Origin of the sequence: Ralstonia pickettii (assembly GCF_000607165.1) — a bacterium.
Classification (GTDB): domain Bacteria; phylum Pseudomonadota; class Gammaproteobacteria; order Burkholderiales; family Burkholderiaceae; genus Ralstonia; species Ralstonia holmesii.
This window is the reverse complement of the sequence record NZ_JFZG01000024.1, coordinates 691258-711483: the sequence shown is the minus strand read 5'-3', so window position 1 is coordinate 711483 and position 20226 is coordinate 691258. Positions and strand designations below refer to the sequence as shown.

The following is a 20226-nucleotide window of genomic DNA, read 5'->3' as shown; positions in this document are numbered from 1 at the left end:
CGCGTCAGATCGACAACGACGGAGACACAGGAGGCGCGCGCGACTCGGCCACGCGCAGCGCGCTGCGCGCGTAGACGGGCGCCGGGGTGGCCGGCTGCCGCACGCGATAGACGAAATGGGCGGAAGGAACATCCAGCGCCGGCAACGAGGCCAGCGCCAGCCCGGCTGCAAACCCCGGGCAATACAGACAGTGCGCCACGCTGTGGTGGGCCGCCGAATCGTCGGCGGAGCCATCGCCTTGGAGGTCGATGGCAACCTGCACGGTGGTGCCATGCGGTGCCGTTGCGCTGCACAGCTCGACGGCAAGCGTGCCCGTGGCCGCCGCGCGAGCGGAAGCGAGCACCGGCGACAGTACGTTCAGTACGATCGCAAGCCAGACGAGGAAGAGCCAGCGGCGAGAGAACATGGAGACGGGTGGCAAGCTGCGCGAGTATAGCGCTACACAAGATTCCACAATTTGCCTGCGACGGACTGCCACGCAGATCAAAGAACGTTCAATTCGAGCCGAATTAGGCCTAATTATAGATTCGACTATAATTTATACCGATTTCCATAATCAGGTCTAAAACAGGGCTTTCCATGGATTCCCGAATCGACTCCGGCGACACCGGCCGCTTCAACTTCCACCGCCAGGACCTTGCCAACACGCTGTGCGACAGCCTGGAAGGCAAGGGCTTGGCCGACGCGCGTTCGGGGCTCTTCCTGGCGGCGCCCCGGCGCACGGGCAAAAGCACGTTCCTGCGCGAAGATCTGGTGCCCGAGGTCGAGCGCCGCAAGTGGATCGCCATCTACGTGGATTTATGGGCCGACCGCGCGCGCGACCCAGGCCTCCTGATCGCCGATGCCATCAAATCGAAGCTGGCCCAGTTCGACGGGCCGATCGCGAAGCTCGCCAAGCAGGCCGGCATGGAAAAGGTCGACGTGCTGCGCACCTTCACCTTCAACCTCGGCAAGATTGGGCTGCCGCCGGGCATCACGCTGGCCGACGCGCTGGACGTGCTCTACAAGGCGGCGCAGCGGCCCGTCGTGCTGATCATCGATGAGGCGCAGCACGCGCTGTCTACCGAGGCAGGCACCAACGCCATGTTCGCGCTCAAGGCAGCGCGGGACCAGATGAACCAGGGTGTGGACGAGCCCCGCCTGTTCCTCGTCTTTACAGGGTCGAACCGCGACAAGCTTGCCAACCTGCTGCTCAATCGCACGCAGCCGTTTTTCGGCTCGCGCGTGACCAACTTCCCGCTGCTGGGCCGGCCGTATGTGTCGGCGTACACGGCGTGGGTCAACCAGCACCTGGCGCCGAATAACCAGTTCAAGGAGGACGACATGTTTGCCGCCTTCCAGTTGGTCGGCCACCGGCCGGAGATGCTCAAGGGCATCGTCAGCGAGATCGCCCTGGAGCTGGGCGAAGCCGCCAGCCTGGGCGAGTTGCTCAAGCGCGGCGCGCAGGGTTTTCGCGATCGCATCTGGGGCGAGATCGAAAGCGATTACAGCGCGCTGACGGAAATCCAGCGTGCCGTGCTGGCGGTGCTGATCGAGCGCGGGCAAGGCTATTCGCCTTTTTCTGAAGACTCGATGAAGGCGTATGCGGCAAAGCTGGGCCACAGCGAGTTTTCCACCGCCACGGTGCAAGCCGCGCTTGACGCGCTACGCGACAAGAACCTGATCTGGAAGGAGTCACGCGGCGCCTACGCGCTGGAAGACGAAAGCCTGGCGCTGTGGTTTCGCGAGACGCGGGGCGCCCATGCCGTGCCGCCGCGGTTGAGCAAGTAGCGCCTCTGATCGTCAAACCGCTGCCACCGGCACCGCCTGCGTGCGGCCGAGCAGGCCCCACACCACCGCCGCCGACACCACGGATACGACGGCCAGCGCATGGGCAATCTGCGCAAACGCGACAACGTAGGCCGAGATGAGCGTCGGCGCCGATCCGGCCGGCAGCAGCGCCAACGCTGCGGGCACGTTGCCCATGGCGGTGCGGTGTGCGGCCTCCATCCAGGTCGCCACGTTCGCGCTGCCGGACGCGCCGGCCTGCGAAACGATGAGCGCCGTCAGCACTGCGCCCACCACGGCCAGCGTAACCGCTTCCCCAGCCACGCGCGTGGTGCTGAAGATGCCGGTGGCCATACCCGCGCGCTCATTGGGCACCACGCTCACCGACAGGCCATCCATCAGCCCCCACGCGAAACCGGTGCCGAAGCCTGTTAGCAGCATCGGCAGAATCCATGCGGCTGCCGGCTGACCTGGCGCGACATCGCCCAGCCACCAGAAGCCCATCGCCGCCACCAGCAGCCCGCCACACGTGAGCGCCGCCGCGGACCACCGATGCGCGAGTTGCACCGCCAGCAGCGGCACCACCAGCAACGGGAGCGACAAGGCAATCATCGTGATGCCTGCCTCGGTTTCGCCCTGCCCCTCGATGCCGATGAGGCGTGCGGGCAGCAGCACCAGCATCGCCACATAGCACGCCGTGGCGAGCGGCAAGAACTGCACGCCGACAAAACGACGGAAACGGAAGAGCGAGAGATCGAGCATCGGCCTGACCACGCGCTGCTCGATGGCGACGAACACGGCCAGCCCAAGCGCTGACGCAGTGAACAACGCCAGCACCATGCCGTCGCCCCAGCCGCGCTCGGGCACTTCCATCAGCGCCCACGTGAGCAGGACAAGCGTGGCCGTAAAGCTTGCGGCGCCGGCCCAATCCACGCCACGCGCATCGGGATCGCGCGTTTCCCGCATGCGCGGCACGCCAAACACAAAAGCCAGCGCGCCCACCGCCGCGCACAGCACGAAGATGGCGCGCCAGCCTTGCGTCTGCACCAGCGCGCCCGCAATCAACGGCCCGAAGGCCAAACCCACGCCAAAGGTCGTCCCCAGCAGGCTGAAGGCGCGAATGCGCGCATGCCCATCAAACTCCTGTGCCAGCGCAGCCGAGCCACCCGCCAGCGACATCGCCGCCGCCACGCCCTGCAGCGCGCGCAACCACCCGATGGCGTTCACGCTGGGCGCCAGCGCGACGCCAATCGATGCCAGCACGAACAGCGCGATCCCGCTGGCGAACACGCGCTTGCGGCCATACGAATCGGCCATCGCTCCTGCCACCATCAGGCAACTGCCGAAGGCCAGCATGAAGCCGTTGACGACCCAGTTGAGCGCCGTGGCACTGCCGCCCAGCGCACGTCCGATGGCCGGCGTGGCCACCGCCGCACCGGTGAAAGACAGCGGCAGGACCAGCCCCGCCATGCAAACCGCCGCGAGCACCAGCCAGCGCCCGGCGTGCTCTGGGCGATGCGAAATCGTCGTATTCAAGGGAGCCTCTTATTTTTGTATCGATCGGTATACAAATTAACGAGGCGACACGACCGGCGTCAAGGATTAATATATTGACCAGTACAGAAATAGGGATTTCAGGACTTCATCATGGCGACACGAGGACGCCCCCGCACCTTTGATCGCGACGAAGCCTTGCGCCAGGCCATGACCGTGTTCTGGGCGCGCGGCTACGAAGGCACCACGCTCGACGAACTCAAGCTGGCGATGGGCGGCATCACCGCGCCAAGCTTCTACGCGGCATTTGGTTCGAAGGAAGCGCTCTTTCGCGAGGCCGTTGCGCTGTACCGGCAGACGGCGGGCAGCACCACGGCCATCGCCCTGACGGAACCTGCTACGGCGCGCGAATCCATCGACGCGCTTTTGCGCAGCAACGCCCTTGCCTTCAGCCAGCCCGACGCGCCGCGCGGATGCATGGTCGTGCTCGGCGCGCTGCTGTGTTCGGCCCCCAATCGGCAGGTGCAGGAGGACTTGCGCGCGATCCGGTTGGAAACCATCGAGGCCATCCGAACGCGCATCCGCCGCGGTATGGATGAAGGCGACGTGCCTGCCACGGCCAACGCCGATGCACTTGGCGGTTACTACGCGACCGTGCTCAACGGCCTGTCGATCCAGGCGCGCGACGGCGCCCCGCGTGAAGCATTGATCGCGACCGTCGATTGCGCGATGGCCGCGTGGGACGCGATGGTCTGCGCCCGCTAAACTGCACAGACGACCACAACAATATTTCGGGGAGCAGCCAAATGGCAGGCAATCGCACCACGTGGCGCGCGCTGGCGGCCGCGTTTTTTCTGCTGACGGGCGCAGGCGCCGCCCTCGCGCAAGACGCAACGCCCGCACAAACACAAGCACAGGCCCCGGCCACGAACTGTCCGCCCCCGGCCTCCAGCTTCATCCCCAAGGACGGCTGGGCCGCCGCCGCGCAACGCGCGACCGACCACGGCCTGCTCTGGCGTATCGAAAAGAACGGTCACACCTCGTGGCTCTACGGGACGATCCATGTCGCGCGGGCCGACTGGATGCTGCCCGGCCCGGCCGTGCGCAGCGCGCTTCAGCAGGTTGACAGCATCGCGCTCGAACTCGACCTGCTCGACAAGGACACCGACCGCAAGCCGCTCACCACGAGCAACCCCGCCGAAGACCGCCGCCTCATGGCGGGCCGGCGCGGTGAACGCTTCAACAAGCTGCTCTCTGCGGCGTGCCTGCCCGACACGGCCCTCATACAGATCCGCAAGTTCCAGCCGACCATGCAGTTGGCCTCGCTGGCGGTGCTGGGGGTGCGCACGGACGGGCTCTATCCCGATTTCGGCATCGACCTGTTTCTCACGACCTACGCCAAGAGCGTGCACTTGCCCATCGTGCCGCTCGAAACGCTGGCGCAGCAGGTGCGCGTGCTCAACGAGATCGTGCCGAAGAACGAGGTTGCGCAGCAATTCGATACCGTGCTCGACGCGATTGAATCGGGCGAGGCGCGCACGCAGACGCTCACGCTCGCCAATGCCTGGGCCGACAGCGACATCAGCACGCTGGAGCACTATCCGCAGTGGTGCGATTGCCTGAAGACGGCGACGGATAAACGCGCCTTCCAACGCCTGGTGACGAACCGCAACCGCGCCATGGCTGAAAACATTGCACGCGTGCACAACAGCGGCCAGCGCGTGTTTGGCGCTGTGGGCGCGTTGCACATGATCGGGCCCAAGGGGATTCCGGCGCTGCTGGCCGCGCGCGGATACAAGGTCACGCCAGTGTTGCCGCCGGCGGTACCGCGTTAGCCCGTACGCGTTATCCGGTCAGCGCCTTTGCGGCGGCGTCGATCCGACAGCCGCTGCCAGTTCGGCATGCGCGGCCAGGTCGGCCCGACGATGCTTGACCATCGTGCTGGCCGGGTGCCCGCCGAGGAAATTGCCGTTCTTCCAATCTTTCGACGGGCGGATCGGCCGTGCCGTAAAGCCGCCCCCGCAGTTCGGGCACACATTGCCGAACACGCCGTCCGCGCACGTCGTGCAGAACGTGCATTCGAATGAGCAGATGCGCGCGTGGGTCGCATCGGGCGGCAGCGCCGTGTTGCAGTGTTCGCAGGTTGGGCGGAGTTCCAGCATCACGTCCTCGGTGGGGTGAGTTCAGTCCGTTGCAGCCAGCATCCGCTGCGCACACGCTTCGTCGGTCACAAGACCGGTCAGCCAGCCGCCTCGCAACGCCGCCCCGATCGCGCCCGCCTTGGCCACGCCGCCAGCAATGGCGATTACCGGGCGAGATGGCATCGGCTTGAGCGGCAAGCTGGTGGTGCGGGTCTGCAGTGGCACATCCAGCAAGCGCCCCTGGGCGTCGATTGGCCGGCCAATCAGCTCGCCTGCCGCGCCATGGGCAAGCAGATCTTCCACATCCTTCGCGCTGATGAAGCCATCGACCTGCAATGCGCAACCGGGGCCGATCGTGCCGACACCAATGAAGGTGACATCCGCCTGCGCAGCCAAATCGGCCACCACGCCGTAGAGCCTGTGCTGGCACCACTGCCGTGTGTCTTCGGCGCTGTCGGCAACGAGCGGCGCAGGGAGCAGGTAATAGCGGCTGCGGGTTTTCTCCGCCGCGGCGAGCGCGACATCGTAGCGGTTGGACGAGCCATCCGCCGCAATCGCCCCGACCATCGAGACGATGCGATGCTGCGGCCGGTCAAGGTCCGGCAATTGGTCGATCGCGGCGCGCAGCGTGCGGCCCGAGCCGACATTCACCACGCGCGGCGCGTCGGCCAACAGGTGGCGCTCCATGATTTCCGCGGCGGCCACTGCAATCATGCGTTGTGCGGCGCCTGCATCGTCGGCACTGGCCGGCACCACATGGCAGGTCTCCAGCCGGAAACGGCTGCGCAGGTTCTCTGCCAACTCCAGACACGCTGACACCGGGTGCGTCACACGCACCTTCACCAGCCCATGCTCTACCGCATAGGCAATCAGCCGCTGGGCGATCTGGCGCGACACGCCCAACTGCTCGGCGATGTCGTGTTGCGTGTGGTTGCCCACGTAGTAAAGCCACGCCGCGCGCGCGGCCTGGTCTCGTTTTTCCTGCTGCTTGGACACGCAGCGCCTCCTCTAGAACCCTGGCGATATCGCATGCATCGTAGCGTGCTTTTGCCCTTTCACCGAGCATTTGCTTGACAAGCGCAAACTCACATCCGATTATTTGCTCACAACAAGGACAATTGCTCAAATCCTGAAGCAAGTCCAGGCGGTGCGCCCGCATCGCCAAATTCCAAGAAAGGAGACGACTGCATGTTCCGCACGCTTCTGCGCGGGATGGCCCGCCCATCCCAACTACTCAAGCTGACCGCCCTCGCTGCCCTCCCCGCTCTCTGCGCTGTCTCTGCGCACGCCGCGCCCACCACGCTCACGATCGCCACGATCAACAACCCCGACATGATCGTGTTGCAGAAGCTGTCGAGCCAGTTCGAGCAGGCGCACCCCGACATCAAACTGCGCTGGGTCACGCTGGAAGAAGGTGTGCTGCGCCAGCGCGTGACCACCGACATCGCCACCGGCAGCGGCCAGTTCGACCTGATGACGATCGGCGGCTACGAAGCGCCGCTGTGGGCCAAGAAAGGCTGGCTCGCCCCGCTGGACATGCCCGCCAGCTACGACACGGCCGACCTGCTGCCGACCGTGCGCGACGGGCTCTCGCAGGGCGGCAAGCTCTTCGCCGTGCCGTTCTATGCCGAAAGCTCGATGACGTATTACCGGCGCGATCTGTTCAGCGCGGCGGGCCTGAAGATGCCCGAGCAGCCCACGTATGACGACATTGCCAAGTTCGCCGCCAAGCTGCACGACCCCGCCAAGGGTGTGTACGGCATCTGCCTGCGCGGCCGGGCGGGCTGGGGCGAAAACATGGCGCTGGTGTCCACCATGGTCAACACGTTCGGCGGCCGCTGGTTCGACGAGAAATGGCAACCGACCATCGACACGCCGCAGTGGAAACAGGCGGTCAACACGTATGTCGACCTGCTGAAGAAGTACGGCCCCCCTGGCGCGAGCAGCAACGGCTTCAATGAAAACCTCGTGCTGTTCTCGGGCGGCAAGTGCGGCATGTGGATCGACGCGACCGTCGCCGCGGGTATGGTCAGCAGCGCGAAGGATTCCAAGGTGGCCGACAAGGTGGGCTTTGCGAATGCACCCATCGCCAGCACACCGAAGGGCTCGCACTGGCTGTGGATCTGGGCGCTTGCGGTGCCGAAATCGTCGAAATCACCGGAGGCCGCCAAGACGTTTGCGGCGTGGGCGACATCCAAGGAATACATCCGCGCCGTCGCAAGCGCCCAGGGCTGGGGCGAGGTGCCGCCGGGCACGCGCGCATCGACGTATGACGACCCGGCCTACCAGAAGGCCGCGCCGTTCTCGAGCTTCGTGCGCCACGCCATCGAGACCGCCAACCCGAACGATCCGTCCGCGCAGAAGGTGCCGTACACCGGCGTGCAGTTCGTGACGATTCCTGAGTTCCAGTCGCTGGGCACGGTGGTTGGCCAGGCGATTGCCGGCGCGCTCACGGGTAAGACGACCGTGGACGACGCGCTCCGTGTCTCGCAATCGCAGGCACAGCGGGCGATGCGCCAAGGCGGCTATCTGAAGTGATGCAGCCGCTGCTGCGCCCCGGAGGTTTCATGGAACACGTATTGGAGTCGCACCCGAAATCGCAGATGAGCGGCGTGGGTGGCACGCCCTCACCGGCATCGGTGCCAGCCCAACGCGCCCGGCACTGGCTGCCAACGCTGCTGGTGTCGCCGTCGGTGCTGGTCCTGCTGTTGTGGATGACGGTGCCGCTGGCGATGACGCTGTATTTCTCCGTCAGCCGCTACAACCTGCTCAACCCTGATCAGACCGGCCTGGCAGGGCTCGACAACTACCGCTTCCTGATCGAAGACCCCGCCTTCTGGCCGGCCATCGGCAACACGCTAGTGCTGATCGGCTCGGTGTTGGTGATCAGCGTCGTGGCGGGCACGTTGCTGGCCGTGCTGTTCGACCTGCCGTTTGCGGGGCGCGGTGTGGCGCGCATTCTGGTGATCAGCCCGTTCTTTGTCATGCCGACGGTGGCAGCGCTCATCTGGAAGAACATGATGCTGCACCCCGTGTACGGTCTGGCCGCGTGGGTGGCGCGCCTGTTCGGCGTCGAGCCGGTGGATTGGCTCGCGACACAGCCGATGCTCTCCGTGATCATCATCGTTGCGTGGCAGTGGACGCCATTCGCCTTCCTGATCCTGTTGACGGCGTTGCAATCGCTCGACCCCGAGCAGAAGGAGGCCGCGCAGCTTGACGGCGCGAGCCCCGTGCGCATCTTCTGGCACATCGTGCTGCCACACCTGAAGCGCGCGATTGCCGTGGTGGTGATGATCGAGACCATCTTCCTGCTCTCGATCTTTGCCGAAATCCACACCACCACCGCAGGCGGCCCCGGCACGGCCACGACCAACCTCGCCTACTTCGTCTACAGCCTCGGCTTGCAGCAGTTCGACATCGGCATTGCGTCGGCGGGCGGCATCGTGGCAGTCGTGCTGGCAAACGTGGTGGCGTTCTTCCTCGTCCGCATGCTGGCCCGCAACCTGAAGGGAGTGCACGAGCAATGAGCGCCCTCACCTCAACCTGGCGCACGCGGCTTGCCGGCGTGCTGGCCTGGGCGATCGCCCTGGTGCTGTTCTTCCCCATCGCGTGGGCAGCGCTCACTGCCTTCAAGACCGAGCAGGACGCCTATACGCCCACGCTGTGGTTTACGCCCACGCTCGACAGCTTCCGCGAAGTGCTGGAGCGCGCGCACTACCCGAGCTTTCTCGGCAACTCGCTGGCGGTGTCGATCCTCTCCACGCTGCTGGCGCTGGCGATTGCCATTCCGGCGGGATATGCGATGGCGTTCTTCCCGAACAAGCGCACGCAGCAGGTGCTGCTCTGGATGCTGTCGACCAAGATGATGCCGGCCGTGGGCGTGCTGCTGCCGGTGTACCTGCTGGCGAAGACGGCGGGGCTGTTGGACTCGATCACCGCGCTCGTGATCGTCTACACGCTCGCCAACCTGCCGATTGCCGTGTGGATGGTCTTCACCTACTGCAACGACGTGCCGCGCGAGATTCTGGAGGCCGCGCGCATGGACGGCGCCAACCTCTGGCAGGAACTGGTCTACGTGTTGCTGCCGACGATGCTGCCGGGGCTGGCCTCCACCGCGCTGCTCCTGCTCATCCTGTCGTGGAACGAAGCGTTCTGGAGCCTGAACCTGACCAGCATCGACGCTGCGCCGCTCACCGTGTTCATTGCGTCGTACTCCAACCCCGAGGGGCTGTTCTGGGCGAAGCTGTCGGCGGCCTCGGTACTGGCCATTGCGCCGATCCTGGTGCTGGGTTGGCTGGCACAACGGCAACTTGTGCGCGGCCTGACATTCGGGGCCGTGAAATGACGCCACACGCCAACGAATATGCCAACGAACGCGCCCCCGCCTACCTGATCTGCGACTGCGACGGCGTCTTGATCGACAGCGAGTCGGTGGCGTTGCGCGCGCTGATCCGCACGCTGGGTCCGCACATACCGCATCTTTCATCCGCCGCGCTGGAAGACATGCTTGAACCGCGCCTGGGCATGAACACCATGGCACTGCTGAGCGAGTTGCAGAGCAGCATTGGCTTTCATCTGTCCGACGCGCAACTGGCCACCGTGCTGGCCGATGTCGAACACGACTGCGCCACGCAATCGCAGCCGGTGCCCGGCATTGCGAACCTGCTCGCCACCCTGCCGCAGCCGAAGGCCGTTGCCAGCAACAGCAGCCGCCCGCGCATTGAAGCGAGCCTGCGCCGCGCCGGGCTGCGCGAGCTGTTTGGCGACCATATCTATAGCGCCTACGAAACACCGCGGCCCAAACCGGCACCCGACGTGTATCTCGCCGCGTGTGCGGGCCTGGGTGCCAGCCCCGCGCAATGCCTCGTCATTGAAGACAGTGACACCGGCGTGCGTGCCGCGCGAGCCGCCGGCCTGACCGTATTCGGCTTTGCCGGCGTCGCGCATGTGCCGGCTGTCGCCACGCAGCGTCTGCTGGCCGCCGGCGCGCGGCACGTCTTTACCGACATGCGGGCACTCGCCGACGCGCTTTCGTCGACCCTCGCCACGCCCGCCTGATCCGCACACCGAACACGCACAAGGAGACCTCGACATGGCCAGCCTGACCCTGCGTCACCTGCAAAAGCGCTACGAACAGAACACCGTCCTGCACGACATCAACCTCGACATTGCCGATGGCGAATTCGTCGTCTTCGTCGGGCCTTCGGGCTGCGGCAAATCGACATTGCTGCGCACGATTGCAGGCCTGGAAGGCATCGACGGCGGCGACCTGCTGATCGGCGATACGCGTGTGAACGATGTGGTGCCCGCCAAGCGCGGCATTGCGATGGTGTTCCAGTCGTACGCGCTGTATCCGCACATGAGCGTGTACGACAACATGGCCTTCGGGCTAAAGCTGTCGGGCATGAAGCGCGAGGCCATCGACGCTGCCGTGCGCCGCGCTGCCGAAGTCCTGCACATTGATGCGCTGCTCGATCGCAAGCCGCGCCAACTCTCCGGCGGTCAACGCCAGCGCGTGGCCATCGGCCGTGCCATCACCCGCGAACCGAAGGTCTTCCTGTTTGACGAGCCGCTCTCAAACCTGGATGCCGCATTGCGCGTGAAGATGCGCCTGGAGTTCGCCCGCCTGCACAACGCACTGAAGACCACCATGATCTACGTCACGCACGATCAGGTGGAAGCCATGACGCTGGCCGACAAGATCGTCGTGCTGCGTGACGGACGCATCGAACAGGTGGGCTCTCCGCAAACGCTGTATCACCACCCGGCCAGCCAGTTTGTGGCGGGCTTCATCGGCTCGCCGAAGATGAACTTCCTGCGCGGCACCGTCGCGCGTGCCGATGCCTCGGGCGTGGCCGTGGCGCTCGCTGGCGGCCAACAGCATGTGGCCGTATCGCCGGGTGAGCTGCGTGAGGGGGATGCCGTCACGCTCGGCATCCGTCCAGAGCATCTGCATCTGGACGCGGCCGGCGCGCTACAAGGCACCGTTACGCATATCGAGTCCCTGGGCGACGTGGCTTATCTGCACGCCGATTGTGAGGCAGCACCCGACGGCCTTGTGCTGCGCGTACCGGAATCCACCAGGCTCGCGCACGGCGGCGCCATCACGTTGTCTGCGGATGCCACGCACTGCCACCTGTTCGACGCCGAGGGCCGCGCGCTGCCGCGCCTGCAAGCGCAACTGGCCGCCTGAGGCCCATACCCCAACGTTGCACACGATCATGCCTTCCCCCAACTCCTCCACGTGGCTGCACCTGGGTGCCGGCTCCTTCCATCGCGCGCACCAGGCGTGGTATCTGCATCGCCTTCGCGAGAGCGGCGACACGTCGTGGCGCCTGGCGCTTGGCAATATCCGCGACGATGCCGGCACGCTGCTGCGTGACCTTGCCGCCCAGCACGGCGCCTACACGCTGGAGACCGTCGATACCGCCGGGCATCGCGCGTACACGCCCATCCAGTCCATCGATACCGTCGTGCCGTGGGATGCCGAACTCGCGGCGCTGTGCGAGATCGGGGCGTCGCCCGACACGCGGGTGATCTCCTTCACCGTGACGGAGGGCGGCTACTACCTCGACCAGCAGCACCAACTCGACGCAACACAGCCGGACATTGCCGCTGACCTGCGCGGCGGTACCGGCACGCTCTACGGTGCACTGGCCCGTCTGCTGCACCTGCGCTTGCAGCGTGGCGGCGCGCCCCTCACGCTACTCAACTGCGACAACCTGCGCCACAACGGCGAGCGCTTCCGCAGTGGCCTGCGCCAGTTCCTCGCGTTACGCGGCGAGCCTGGCGACAGCGGCCTCGTTGCATGGCTCGACGCACATGCAAGCACGCCCAACACGATGGTCGACCGCATCACACCACGCCCAACCGACGCCCTGCGCAATCGCGTGGCCGCACAGACCGGCTGGCAAGACCGCTGCCCCGTGATGGCCGAAACCTTTGCGCAATGGGTGGTGGAAGATGACTTCCGTGCCGGGCGGCCTGCGCTCGAACGCGTGGGCGTCGAGTTCGTCCCTTCGGTGCTGCCGTACGAGGAAGCGAAGATTCGCGTGCTCAACGCCAGCCATAGCTGCATCGCCTGGGCCGGCACGCTGCTGGGGCTGCACACCATTGATGAGAGCGTTGCTGTGCCGTCCATCCACCGCATGGCGGGCAACTACGTGACCGACGATGTCATCCCGTGTCTCACCGCCAATCAGCCCAGCCCCATCGATTTGGCCGCCTACCGCGACACAGTGCTCGACCGTTTCGCCAATCCGCACATCGGCGACACCAACCAGCGCGTGGCAGCAGACGGCTTTTCGAAAATTCCCGGGTTCATCACGCCCACACTGGCGGAGTCCTTCGCTCGCGGGCATGTGCCGCTTGCCACGGCGATGCTGCCGGCGCTGTTCTTCGTATTTCTGGAGCGCTGGCATGCGGGCGCCCTGCCGTATGTCTACCAGGATGGCCAGTTCGATCCGGTTGCCGCGCAAGCCATGCTCTCCGCAGATGACCCGGTTGCGGTGTACTGCCGGAACGCCGCACTGTGGGGCAACCTCGCGGGCACGGAAGCGCTCACCGGCCTTGTTCGCAACGCCATCGAGCGTGTGAGGGCGTGGCTGGCAGTCGAGCAAGCCGCCACGGCCGGTTAGTTGCCAACAAACGTATCAGCGGATTCGCGCGACAATCCACGGTTCAAGCAACCGGACCCGGCGGCCCCATGTACCTCGGCATCGATCTCGGAACCTCGGAAGTCAAAGTGCTGCTGCTTGATGCAGCGGGCGCCATCCTCGGCACGGCGGGCGAGCCGCTCACCGTATCGCGACTGCACCCGGGCTGGGCCGAGCAGACGCCGGAAGATTGGTGGCAGGCCACTAGTGCCGCCATCGGAAAACTGCGCGAGGCCGCACCGGAAGCTTTTGCCGCCACACGCGCGATCGGCCTGTCGGGCCAGATGCACGGCGCGGTGCTGCTCGACGCACGCAACCGCGTGCTGCGTCCCGCCATGCTCTGGAACGACACGCGCAGCACCGCCGAATGCCTTGAACTCACCCGCCGCGTGCCCAACCTGCACACCGTCGCCGGCAACCTGGCGATGCCCGGTTTTACCGCGCCGAAGCTGCTGTGGAGCGCACGCCATGAGCGCGATGTGTTCAACGCCATCGATTGCGTGCTGCTGCCCAAGGATTACCTGCGCCTTCGCCTGACGGGCGAGCGCGCATCCGACCCATCCGATGCGGGCGGCACGCTGTGGCTGGACGTTGCACGGCGCGCGTGGTCAGACGAACTGCTCGCCGCGACGGGCTTGTCACGCCGCCAGATGCCAAGCCTGGTGGAAGGCAGCGCGCCCAGCGGCACGCTGCTGCCCGAGGTGGCCGATGCGTGGGGCCTGGCGCATGGCGTCATCGTTGCAGGCGGCGGCGGCGACGGCGCGGCCAGCGCTGTGGGCATCGGCGCGACACAGCCCGGCGATGGCTTCCTCTCGCTGGGCACGTCGGGCGTGATCTTTGTGGTCAACGACCGCTTTCGCCCAAACCCTGCCCAAGCCGTGCACGCGTTCTGCCATGCACTGCCGGGGCGTTGGCACCAGATGAGCGTGATGCTGTCTGCTGCAAGCTGCCTGCGCTGGTTCTGCCGTCTGACGAGCGTGCCGGAAGCCACGCTGCTGCCGGAGATTGCCGCGCTGGCCGAATCCGAACGCCAGTCGGCGCCGTTCTTCCTGCCCTACCTCTGCGGTGAGCGCACGCCGCACAACGATGCGTTTGCGCAGGGCCATTTCCACAACCTCACACACGCCAGCGACCGTGCCGCACTCGGTTACGCCGTGATCGAGGGCGTCGCCTTCGGCATGGCGGATGGCCTGGACGCATTGCGCGCGGCGGGCACGCAGGTTGCATCGCTCTCGTTTGTGGGCGGCGGCTCGCGCAGTCCATTCTGGGCGCAGTTGCTGGCCGACACGCTCAACACCGAACTGACAACGCATATCGGCAGCGAAGCCGGTGGCGCGCTCGGTGCCGCGCGCCTGGGCTGGATGGCCGATGGCGGCATCGAAGCCGCCGTCTGCGCCAAACCACCCGTGCAAGCCACGTATCGGCCCGATGCCGCACGCCACGCGCGCCTTGCTGAACGGCTGACGACATTCCGTGCGCTGTATCGGCGTGCCTCGCCGCTGCCGGTTACGCCTTCCGCCCACACGACTGACCTGCCCTTGCCCGCATGACCGACGCCCTGCCATTGCCCCGCCTCGTCGTCTTTGGCGAAGCGCTGACCGATTTTCTGCACCAGGGCAACGGCCAGTGGCTCGCCCGGCCGGGCGGCGCGTGCTGGAATGTGGCGCGCGTGGCGGCGCGTCTGGGTGTGCCCACGGGCTACGCGGGCGCCATCAGCAACGACGTGTTCGGCGATGCGCTCTTCGCAGATTCCCAGGCGGCTGGCCTCGACCTGCGCTTTCTGCAGCGCGTCGACCGATCGCCGCTGCTGGCAATGGTCACGTCCACCCAGCCGCCGCACTATTTCTTCGTGGGCGATGACAGCGCCGATCTGCATTTCGATGCGCAAGCCCTGCCCGCCGGCTGGCAAACCGCCGTGGAGATCGCCCACTTCGGCTGCATCAGCCTCGCGCGCGAGCCGCTGGGCAGCCGCCTGGTGGCGCTGGCCGAGACGCTGGCCGCGCAAGGCACGCGCATCACCTTCGACCCGAACTGGCGCACGGCGATGGACGCACCGCACTACGCGCCGCTGCTGCTGCGCATGGCCGCCATCGCGTCTGTCATCAAGGTGTCCGATGAAGATCTGCGCCAGCTTTTTCCCAGGGATGCCGATCCGCTGAGTACGCTGCGCACCCTCGCGCCGCAAGCCGACATCCTGCTCACGCTCGGGGCCGATGGCATGGAATGGCTGGCAGCGGCGCACCGAGGGGAAGACGATGCCCGCATCCCGCAACCGGCCTTTGCCGTGCCGGTGGCGGACACCGTCGGCTGCGGCGATGCCGCCATGGGGAGCTGGCTGGCGAGCCTGCTGCAATCGCCCGACGCGCCCGTGCAAGCGCACTTGCGCCAAGCCGCTGCAGCGGCCGCCCTCACCGCCACGCGCGCCGGCGCGTATGCGGGCACGCAAGAGGAAGTCGATGCACTGCTGCAGGCGCACGCCGCCTCGCACGCCTAAGACCACGTGGCATCGTGGCGGCGCATGCCACAATCTGCGCCGTCCGCGTTTTGATTGCTTCGGGGCCCGCTTTGGAACTGCTTCGCATTGCCATGCTGTTTGCCGTCACCGCCGTGGCGGAAATCGTCGGTTGCTATCTGCCCTGGCTCGTGCTGCGGCAGGGCAAGCCGGTCTGGCTCTTACTGCCGGCGGCCGCCTCGCTGGCGCTGTTTGCATGGTTGCTGACATTGCACCCGACCGCAGCCGGCCGCACCTATGCCGCATACGGCGGCATGTATATCGCCGTGGCGCTGGCGTGGCTGCGCCTGGTCGACGGGGTGACGCTCACGCGCTGGGACATCGGCGGCGCGGCCATTGCGCTGACGGGCATGGCGGTGATCGCCCTGCAACCGCAGGCCAACTGATCGAATTGCGCAGATATTTAGGTTTTCCTGAGCGAAACGGAACCCTAAGCCACCGCCAGGATCGGAGGGGGGATCATGGCTGCGGCCATCGCGCTGCGCGCCGGTCACCTACTCACCCAACCGTTCTGTTCTGGAGGCCACGATGCCTGCCAACACCCTCAAACACCTTGTCGTGGCCGCCACGCTGATGTCGGCAGCAATGTCCGCTTCGGCCCTGACCACGTCGACCTTCACGTTCACCGATCAGGACTTGCAGGGGATGCTCGCGCACAGCCAGCCGGCCCAGCCGATCCAGCCCGCCAAAGCCGCCGAACCGGCATCTCCTGACCGGCTACGCGTCGGTCTGAGTGATCCGGGCACGCAGCTCGTGCTGCCCTGGTTCCTGGCGGACCTGGTGGAAGCCGTCAACCGGCGGGCTTCACCGCAGGACTTCGCGAAGACGCTGCGGGACGGGATCTGATCGGCCCTTCCATTCACCGCCCTCACTTTCCGAAAGCAGGCGACACAGTGCTGTATATTCATACAGTTATTTTTTGTGACGCCCTGCCGTGCTTGCCGCCTCCTCCCCCCCAGACACCGCCAATGCCCCGGCCAGCCCCGGTTACCTGGCCCAACTGAACGACCAACAGCGCCAGGCGGTCGAGTTCGGCATTTCCGGGGCGGACGCGGCGGAAACCGGGCCGCTCCTCGTGCTGGCCGGTGCTGGGTCCGGCAAGACGCACACGCTGGGCTGGCGCGTGGCGCATCTGGTAGCCAACGGGGCCGATCCGCAACGCATCCTGCTGCTGACGTTCTCCCGGCGGGCGGCGAGCGAGCTGTCCAACCGCGCCGGCCACCTGCTGGCGCGCGCCATGCAGGGCGAGCGATCAAACAACGCCCTCAATTCGGCCGGCACGTCCTACAAAACCACCCTGCCCTGGGCCGGCACCTTCCACGGCATCGGCGCGCGCCTGCTGCGTGAATACGCCGAGCGCGTCGGCCTCGCGCCCGATTTCACCATCCATGACCGCAGCGACTCGGCCGATCTGCTCAACGTCGTGCGCCATGAGCTCAACCTGTCGACCAAGGAGCGCCGCTTCCCGCTCAAGCAGACGTGCATCGCGATCTACTCGCGCGCCATCAACGCCGAGAGCCCGCTGAACGCCGTGCTCAAGCACCACTTTCCGTGGTGCGCGATGTGGGAAACGCAGTTGCGCACGCTGTTCGATGCGTATGTCGAAGCCAAGCAGGCGCAGCACGTGCTCGACTACGACGACCTGCTGCTCTACTGGCACGCGATGGTGTCCGACGCGGAACTGGCGGCCGAGATTGGCGCACGCTTCGACCACATCCTCGTCGACGAATACCAGGACACGAACCGGCTGCAGTCGTCCATCCTGCGTGCGCTGCGACCCGACGGCCGCGGCGTTACCGTGGTGGGCGATGACGCACAATCGATCTACGCATTTCGCGCCGCGACGGTGCGCAACATCCTCGACTTTCCGCGCCACTTTTCGCGGCCCGCGCACACGGTGCTGCTGGAGCGCAATTACCGTTCGACGCAGCCGATTCTGGATGCCTCCAACGGCGTGATGCGCTTCGCAACGGAGCGCTTTGCCAAGACGTTGTGGACGGACCGCGCATCGACGCATCGTCCGCGTTTGATTTCGGTGCGCGATGAAGCCGAGCAGGCGCGTTGCGTGGCCGAGCAGGTGCTGCATCACCGGGAAGGCGGGCTGACGCTGAAATCGCAGGCGGTGCTGTTCCGCACCGCGAGCCACAGCGCGCCGCTGGAGATCGAACTCACGCGCCGCAACATCCCGTTCGTGAAATACGGCGGCCTCAAGTTTCTGGAAGCCGCGCATGTGAAGGATGTGCTCTCGGTGCTGCGCTGGGCCGAGAACCCGCGCAACCGCATCGCCGGGTTTCGCGTGATCCAGCTGCTGCCGGGTGCAGGCCCTGCCACGGCGGCACGCGTGCTCGACGCCATGGCCGAAGCGGCGGACCCGATTGCCGCTCTGCTTGCCTACGAGCCACCGGCACGCCTGGCCGGCGACTGGTCTACGCTGATCGCGCTCATGCAAACCCTGCGCGCGCCCAAAGACAGCCTGCAATGGGCCGGCGAACTCGAAGCCGTAGGCGCCTGGTACGCGCCGCACATGGAACGCCTGCACGACGACGCAGCCGTGCGCCAGGGCGATCTGGATCAGCTCGCCCGCATGGCCGCCACGTACGCCACGCGCGAGCGCTTCCTGACCGAGATGACACTCGACCCGCCCGAGCTGACCAGCGATGAATCGGGCGACCCGTACCGCGATGAGGACTACCTGATCCTCTCGACCATCCACTCATCGAAAGGCCAGGAGTGGAAGGCGGTGTATGTGCTGAACGCCGTGGACGGCTGCATGCCGGCCGATCTGGGCGCCGGTTCGCATGAAGAACTGGAAGAAGAACGCCGGCTGCTCTACGTGGCGATGACCCGTGCGCGCGAGCACCTGGACATCCTGGTGCCCCAGCGCTTCTACGTCACGCAGCAAACACCCAATGGCGATCGGCACATCTACGCGTCGCGCACGCGGTTCATTCCGCCTGCGCTGCTGCCGATGTTCGAAGCGTGTGCATGGCCGGAACCGGAGCCCGGCGCGGACCCTGCGGCAGAAGCGCGTGCCGCAGCCAAGGTAGACCTGAGCCAGAAGATGCGCGGCTACTGGAAAAAGTAGCCAGCGCGGCGGCCGAAGCGCGCAATCAATGCACTTCCATCTCGGGCCGCTTGACGACGTGCGTTGACTCGAAGCGCGAGAGCTGCGCGAAGATCCACGCGGCCGCACAGGTCATGACGCCCACGCAGACGAACGTCTTGTGGAACGCAGCCAGCGTGTCGCGCCCTTCCGGCCCGGCGGTGAAGTCGGTAAAGCCCGTGAGCAACGCGCCCGCTGCGGCCACACCCAGACTCATCGACAGCATCATCACCATCGAGAGCATGCTGTTGCCCGCGCTGGCCAGCGGGCCGCTCAGGTCTTTGAGCGTGAGCGTGTTCATGGCCGTGAACTGCATCGAATTGAACGTGCCGAACACCGCCAATTGCACGATGCGCAGCCACACCGGCACATTGGGCGTCATCACGGCAAAGCTGGCCATCATCAGGCCGACCATGACCGTGTTGACAGAGAGCATGCGGCGATAGCCGTAGCGCTTGATGGCCCACGTGCCCAACGGCTTGGCGGCCATGCCGGCGGCAGCCACCGGCACCATCATCAGCCCGGCCTGCAGGGGCGTATACCCCAGGCTCACCTGCAGCAGCAGTGGAATGAGGAACGGCATCCCGCCGCTGCCGATGCGCGCAAACAGGTTGCCCAGCACACCAATGGAAAAGCTCGGAATGCCGAACAGCGTGCGCGGAAAGAGCGGCCCGGCCACGCGCCCCGCGTGCAGCCAGTACGCCGTGAGCGCGGCCAGACCGAAGACCAGCAGCACCAGCACCGTCGCGTGCTGGAAGCCCAGCTCGGACAGCCCATCGAGTGAAAACGACACCGCCGCCATGCCAAAGGCCAGCATCAGGTAGCCGGACCAGTCGAAACCGTTGTCATCTTCAGCGTGCACATCGGGCATCACCTTGAGCGTCACCAGCGCGCCGATCACGCCCACGGGAATGTTGATCAGGAAGATCCAATGCCACGACACCGCCTCCACCAGCCAGCCCCCCAATGTCGGGCCGATCAGCGGGCCGATCAGCCCCGGGATGGTGACGAAACTCATGGCGGGCAAGAACTGCTCGCGCGGCACCACGCGCAGCACCGTCAGCCGCCCCACAGGCATCAACAGCGCGCCGCCCACACCCTGCACCACGCGCGAGGCAATCAGCATATCGAGGCTGCGTGATTCCGCGCAGAGCAAGGAACCAATGGTGAACAGGAAGATGGCGGCGAAGAACATCTTTCGCGTGCCAAAGCGATCGGCCAGCCAGCCTGAAGCCGGCATCAGCATGGCGGTCGTCAGCGTGTACGCGATGATGACCGACTGCATCTTCAGCGGGCTTTCGGACAGGCTGCGCGCCATGGCCGGCAGCGCGGTGTTGACGATGGTGGAATCGAGCGTCTGCATGAACAGACCCATCGCCACCAGCCAGAGGAGCGGTTTCAGCGATTTGTCGACGGAGGCGGAGGGCGTGGCGGGCATGTGGCGGGGCAGGGGCAGCACGGTGTGCGAGGCAGCCGTCATTGTGGCGTGCCTCGCCCGAGCCCGCAAACGCTGTACCGGGCCGAGCAGACGTATCCGCCCTACCGCCAACAAGG

19 protein-coding genes are annotated in these 20226 nt (G+C 66.1%); 14 read left to right on the top strand and 5 right to left on the bottom strand.

The features are described 5' to 3' along the window. Positions 1–4: 4 nt before the first annotated feature. A complete protein-coding gene (locus BG83_RS0120795) occupies positions 5–406 on the bottom strand; it encodes a DUF2946 domain-containing protein (protein ID WP_024978529.1) in 402 nt (133 codons plus the stop codon). A 185-nt stretch (positions 407–591) separates the two neighbouring features. Between BG83_RS0120795 and BG83_RS0120790 the strand changes: the two genes are divergently transcribed. Further along, on the top strand, positions 592–1770 hold the full coding sequence (locus BG83_RS0120790; RefSeq protein ID WP_419177615.1) for a hypothetical protein: 1179 nt from the start codon (positions 592–594) through the stop codon (positions 1768–1770). Between the two features lie 12 nt (positions 1771–1782). Here the strand turns inward: BG83_RS0120790 and BG83_RS0120785 are convergent, their stop codons facing one another. After that, a complete protein-coding gene (locus tag BG83_RS0120785) occupies positions 1783–3237 on the bottom strand; it encodes an MFS transporter (protein ID WP_080693704.1) in 1455 nt (484 codons plus the stop codon). A 177-nt stretch (positions 3238–3414) separates the two neighbouring features. On the opposite strand from BG83_RS0120785, the gene BG83_RS0120780 reads away from it, so the two are divergent. Continuing rightward, the gene (locus BG83_RS0120780; protein WP_024978526.1) at positions 3415–4026 is read left to right on the top strand and encodes a TetR/AcrR family transcriptional regulator; all 612 of its coding nucleotides are present in this window, start codon (positions 3415–3417) and stop codon (positions 4024–4026) included. Positions 4027–4067: 41 nt separating this feature from the next. After that, positions 4068–5096: a TraB/GumN family protein gene (locus BG83_RS0120775; RefSeq protein ID WP_024978525.1), complete on the top strand. Its 1029-nt coding sequence runs from the start codon at positions 4068–4070 to the stop codon at positions 5094–5096. 18 nt (positions 5097–5114) lie between these two features. On the opposite strand, the gene BG83_RS0120770 is transcribed toward BG83_RS0120775, so the two are convergent. Further along, positions 5115–5423: a DUF1272 domain-containing protein gene (locus tag BG83_RS0120770; RefSeq protein ID WP_024978524.1), complete on the bottom strand. Its 309-nt coding sequence runs from the start codon at positions 5421–5423 to the stop codon at positions 5115–5117. Positions 5424–5444: 21 nt separating this feature from the next. Next, positions 5445–6398 carry a sugar-binding transcriptional regulator gene (locus BG83_RS0120765; RefSeq protein WP_024978523.1) on the bottom strand — a complete coding sequence of 318 codons (954 nt, stop codon included), beginning with the start codon at positions 6396–6398 and terminating at the stop codon, positions 5445–5447. A 192-nt stretch (positions 6399–6590) separates the two neighbouring features. On the opposite strand from BG83_RS0120765, the gene BG83_RS0120760 reads away from it, so the two are divergent. The 11 genes from BG83_RS0120760 (at position 6591) to BG83_RS0120710 (ending at position 18654) form a co-directional block, all read left to right on the top strand. Then, the gene (locus BG83_RS0120760; protein ID WP_024978522.1) at positions 6591–7940 is read left to right on the top strand and encodes an ABC transporter substrate-binding protein; all 1350 of its coding nucleotides are present in this window, start codon (positions 6591–6593) and stop codon (positions 7938–7940) included. After that, positions 7940–8929, top strand: coding sequence for a carbohydrate ABC transporter permease (locus BG83_RS0120755; RefSeq protein WP_419177613.1), 990 nt, complete (start codon positions 7940–7942; stop codon positions 8927–8929). Before BG83_RS0120760 ends, BG83_RS0120755 begins: the two co-directional genes overlap by 1 nt. After that, positions 8926–9747, top strand: a complete 822-nt coding sequence (locus BG83_RS0120750) for a carbohydrate ABC transporter permease (RefSeq protein ID WP_024978520.1) — start codon at positions 8926–8928, stop codon at positions 9745–9747. Before BG83_RS0120755 ends, BG83_RS0120750 begins: the two co-directional genes overlap by 4 nt. Beyond that, positions 9744–10460, top strand: coding sequence for an HAD family hydrolase (locus BG83_RS0120745; RefSeq protein ID WP_024978519.1), 717 nt, complete (start codon positions 9744–9746; stop codon positions 10458–10460). The genes BG83_RS0120750 and BG83_RS0120745 overlap by 4 nt, the downstream gene beginning before the upstream one ends. A 34-nt stretch (positions 10461–10494) precedes the next feature. Then, positions 10495–11595: an ABC transporter ATP-binding protein gene (locus tag BG83_RS0120740; protein WP_024978518.1), complete on the top strand. Its 1101-nt coding sequence runs from the start codon at positions 10495–10497 to the stop codon at positions 11593–11595. A gap of 28 nt (positions 11596–11623) precedes the next feature. Then, a complete protein-coding gene (gene dalD, locus BG83_RS0120735) occupies positions 11624–13039 on the top strand; it encodes a D-arabinitol 4-dehydrogenase (protein ID WP_024978517.1) in 1416 nt (471 codons plus the stop codon). A gap of 68 nt (positions 13040–13107) precedes the next feature. Next, entirely contained in the window at positions 13108–14607 is a 1500-nt protein-coding gene (gene xylB / locus BG83_RS0120730) for a xylulokinase (protein WP_024978516.1), read from the top strand. Beyond that, positions 14604–15551, top strand: coding sequence for a carbohydrate kinase family protein (locus BG83_RS0120725; RefSeq protein ID WP_024978515.1), 948 nt, complete (start codon positions 14604–14606; stop codon positions 15549–15551). The genes xylB and BG83_RS0120725 overlap by 4 nt, the downstream gene beginning before the upstream one ends. Positions 15552–15622: 71 nt before the next feature. Continuing rightward, complete coding sequence (locus tag BG83_RS0120720) at positions 15623–15955, top strand: YnfA family protein (RefSeq protein ID WP_024978514.1); 333 nt, start codon at positions 15623–15625, stop codon at positions 15953–15955. A gap of 142 nt (positions 15956–16097) precedes the next feature. Continuing rightward, a complete protein-coding gene (locus BG83_RS0120715; protein WP_024978513.1) occupies positions 16098–16415 on the top strand; it encodes a hypothetical protein in 318 nt (105 codons plus the stop codon). An 88-nt stretch (positions 16416–16503) separates the two neighbouring features. Beyond that, a complete protein-coding gene (locus BG83_RS0120710; RefSeq protein ID WP_024978512.1) occupies positions 16504–18654 on the top strand; it encodes an ATP-dependent helicase in 2151 nt (716 codons plus the stop codon). Between the two features lie 25 nt (positions 18655–18679). On the opposite strand, the gene mdtD is transcribed toward BG83_RS0120710, so the two are convergent. After that, entirely contained in the window at positions 18680–20152 is a 1473-nt protein-coding gene (gene mdtD, locus BG83_RS0120705) for a multidrug transporter subunit MdtD (protein ID WP_152543736.1), read from the bottom strand. Positions 20153–20226 lie beyond the last annotated feature (74 nt).

Coding starts and splice junctions, on each gene's coding strand:
- BG83_RS0120745 (WP_024978519.1), top strand. CDS start 9,744: ATGACGCCACACGCCAACGAATATGCCAACGAACGCGCCCCCGCCTAC.
- BG83_RS0120785 (WP_080693704.1), bottom strand. CDS start 3,237: ATGGCGGGGCTGGTCCTGCCGCTGTCTTTCACCGGTGCGGCGGTGGCC.
- BG83_RS0120780 (WP_024978526.1), top strand. CDS start 3,415: ATGGCGACACGAGGACGCCCCCGCACCTTTGATCGCGACGAAGCCTTG.
- BG83_RS0120740 (WP_024978518.1), top strand. CDS start 10,495: ATGGCCAGCCTGACCCTGCGTCACCTGCAAAAGCGCTACGAACAGAAC.
- dalD (WP_024978517.1), top strand. CDS start 11,624: ATGCCTTCCCCCAACTCCTCCACGTGGCTGCACCTGGGTGCCGGCTCC.
- BG83_RS0120715 (WP_024978513.1), top strand. CDS start 16,098: ATGCCTGCCAACACCCTCAAACACCTTGTCGTGGCCGCCACGCTGATG.
- xylB (WP_024978516.1), top strand. CDS start 13,108: ATGTACCTCGGCATCGATCTCGGAACCTCGGAAGTCAAAGTGCTGCTG.
- BG83_RS0120760 (WP_024978522.1), top strand. CDS start 6,591: ATGTTCCGCACGCTTCTGCGCGGGATGGCCCGCCCATCCCAACTACTC.
- BG83_RS0120775 (WP_024978525.1), top strand. CDS start 4,068: ATGGCAGGCAATCGCACCACGTGGCGCGCGCTGGCGGCCGCGTTTTTT.
- BG83_RS0120755 (WP_419177613.1), top strand. CDS start 7,940: ATGCAGCCGCTGCTGCGCCCCGGAGGTTTCATGGAACACGTATTGGAG.
- BG83_RS0120770 (WP_024978524.1), bottom strand. CDS start 5,423: ATGCTGGAACTCCGCCCAACCTGCGAACACTGCAACACGGCGCTGCCG.
- BG83_RS0120750 (WP_024978520.1), top strand. CDS start 8,926: ATGAGCGCCCTCACCTCAACCTGGCGCACGCGGCTTGCCGGCGTGCTG.
- BG83_RS0120725 (WP_024978515.1), top strand. CDS start 14,604: ATGACCGACGCCCTGCCATTGCCCCGCCTCGTCGTCTTTGGCGAAGCG.
- BG83_RS0120795 (WP_024978529.1), bottom strand. CDS start 406: ATGTTCTCTCGCCGCTGGCTCTTCCTCGTCTGGCTTGCGATCGTACTG.
- mdtD (WP_152543736.1), bottom strand. CDS start 20,152: ATGACGGCTGCCTCGCACACCGTGCTGCCCCTGCCCCGCCACATGCCC.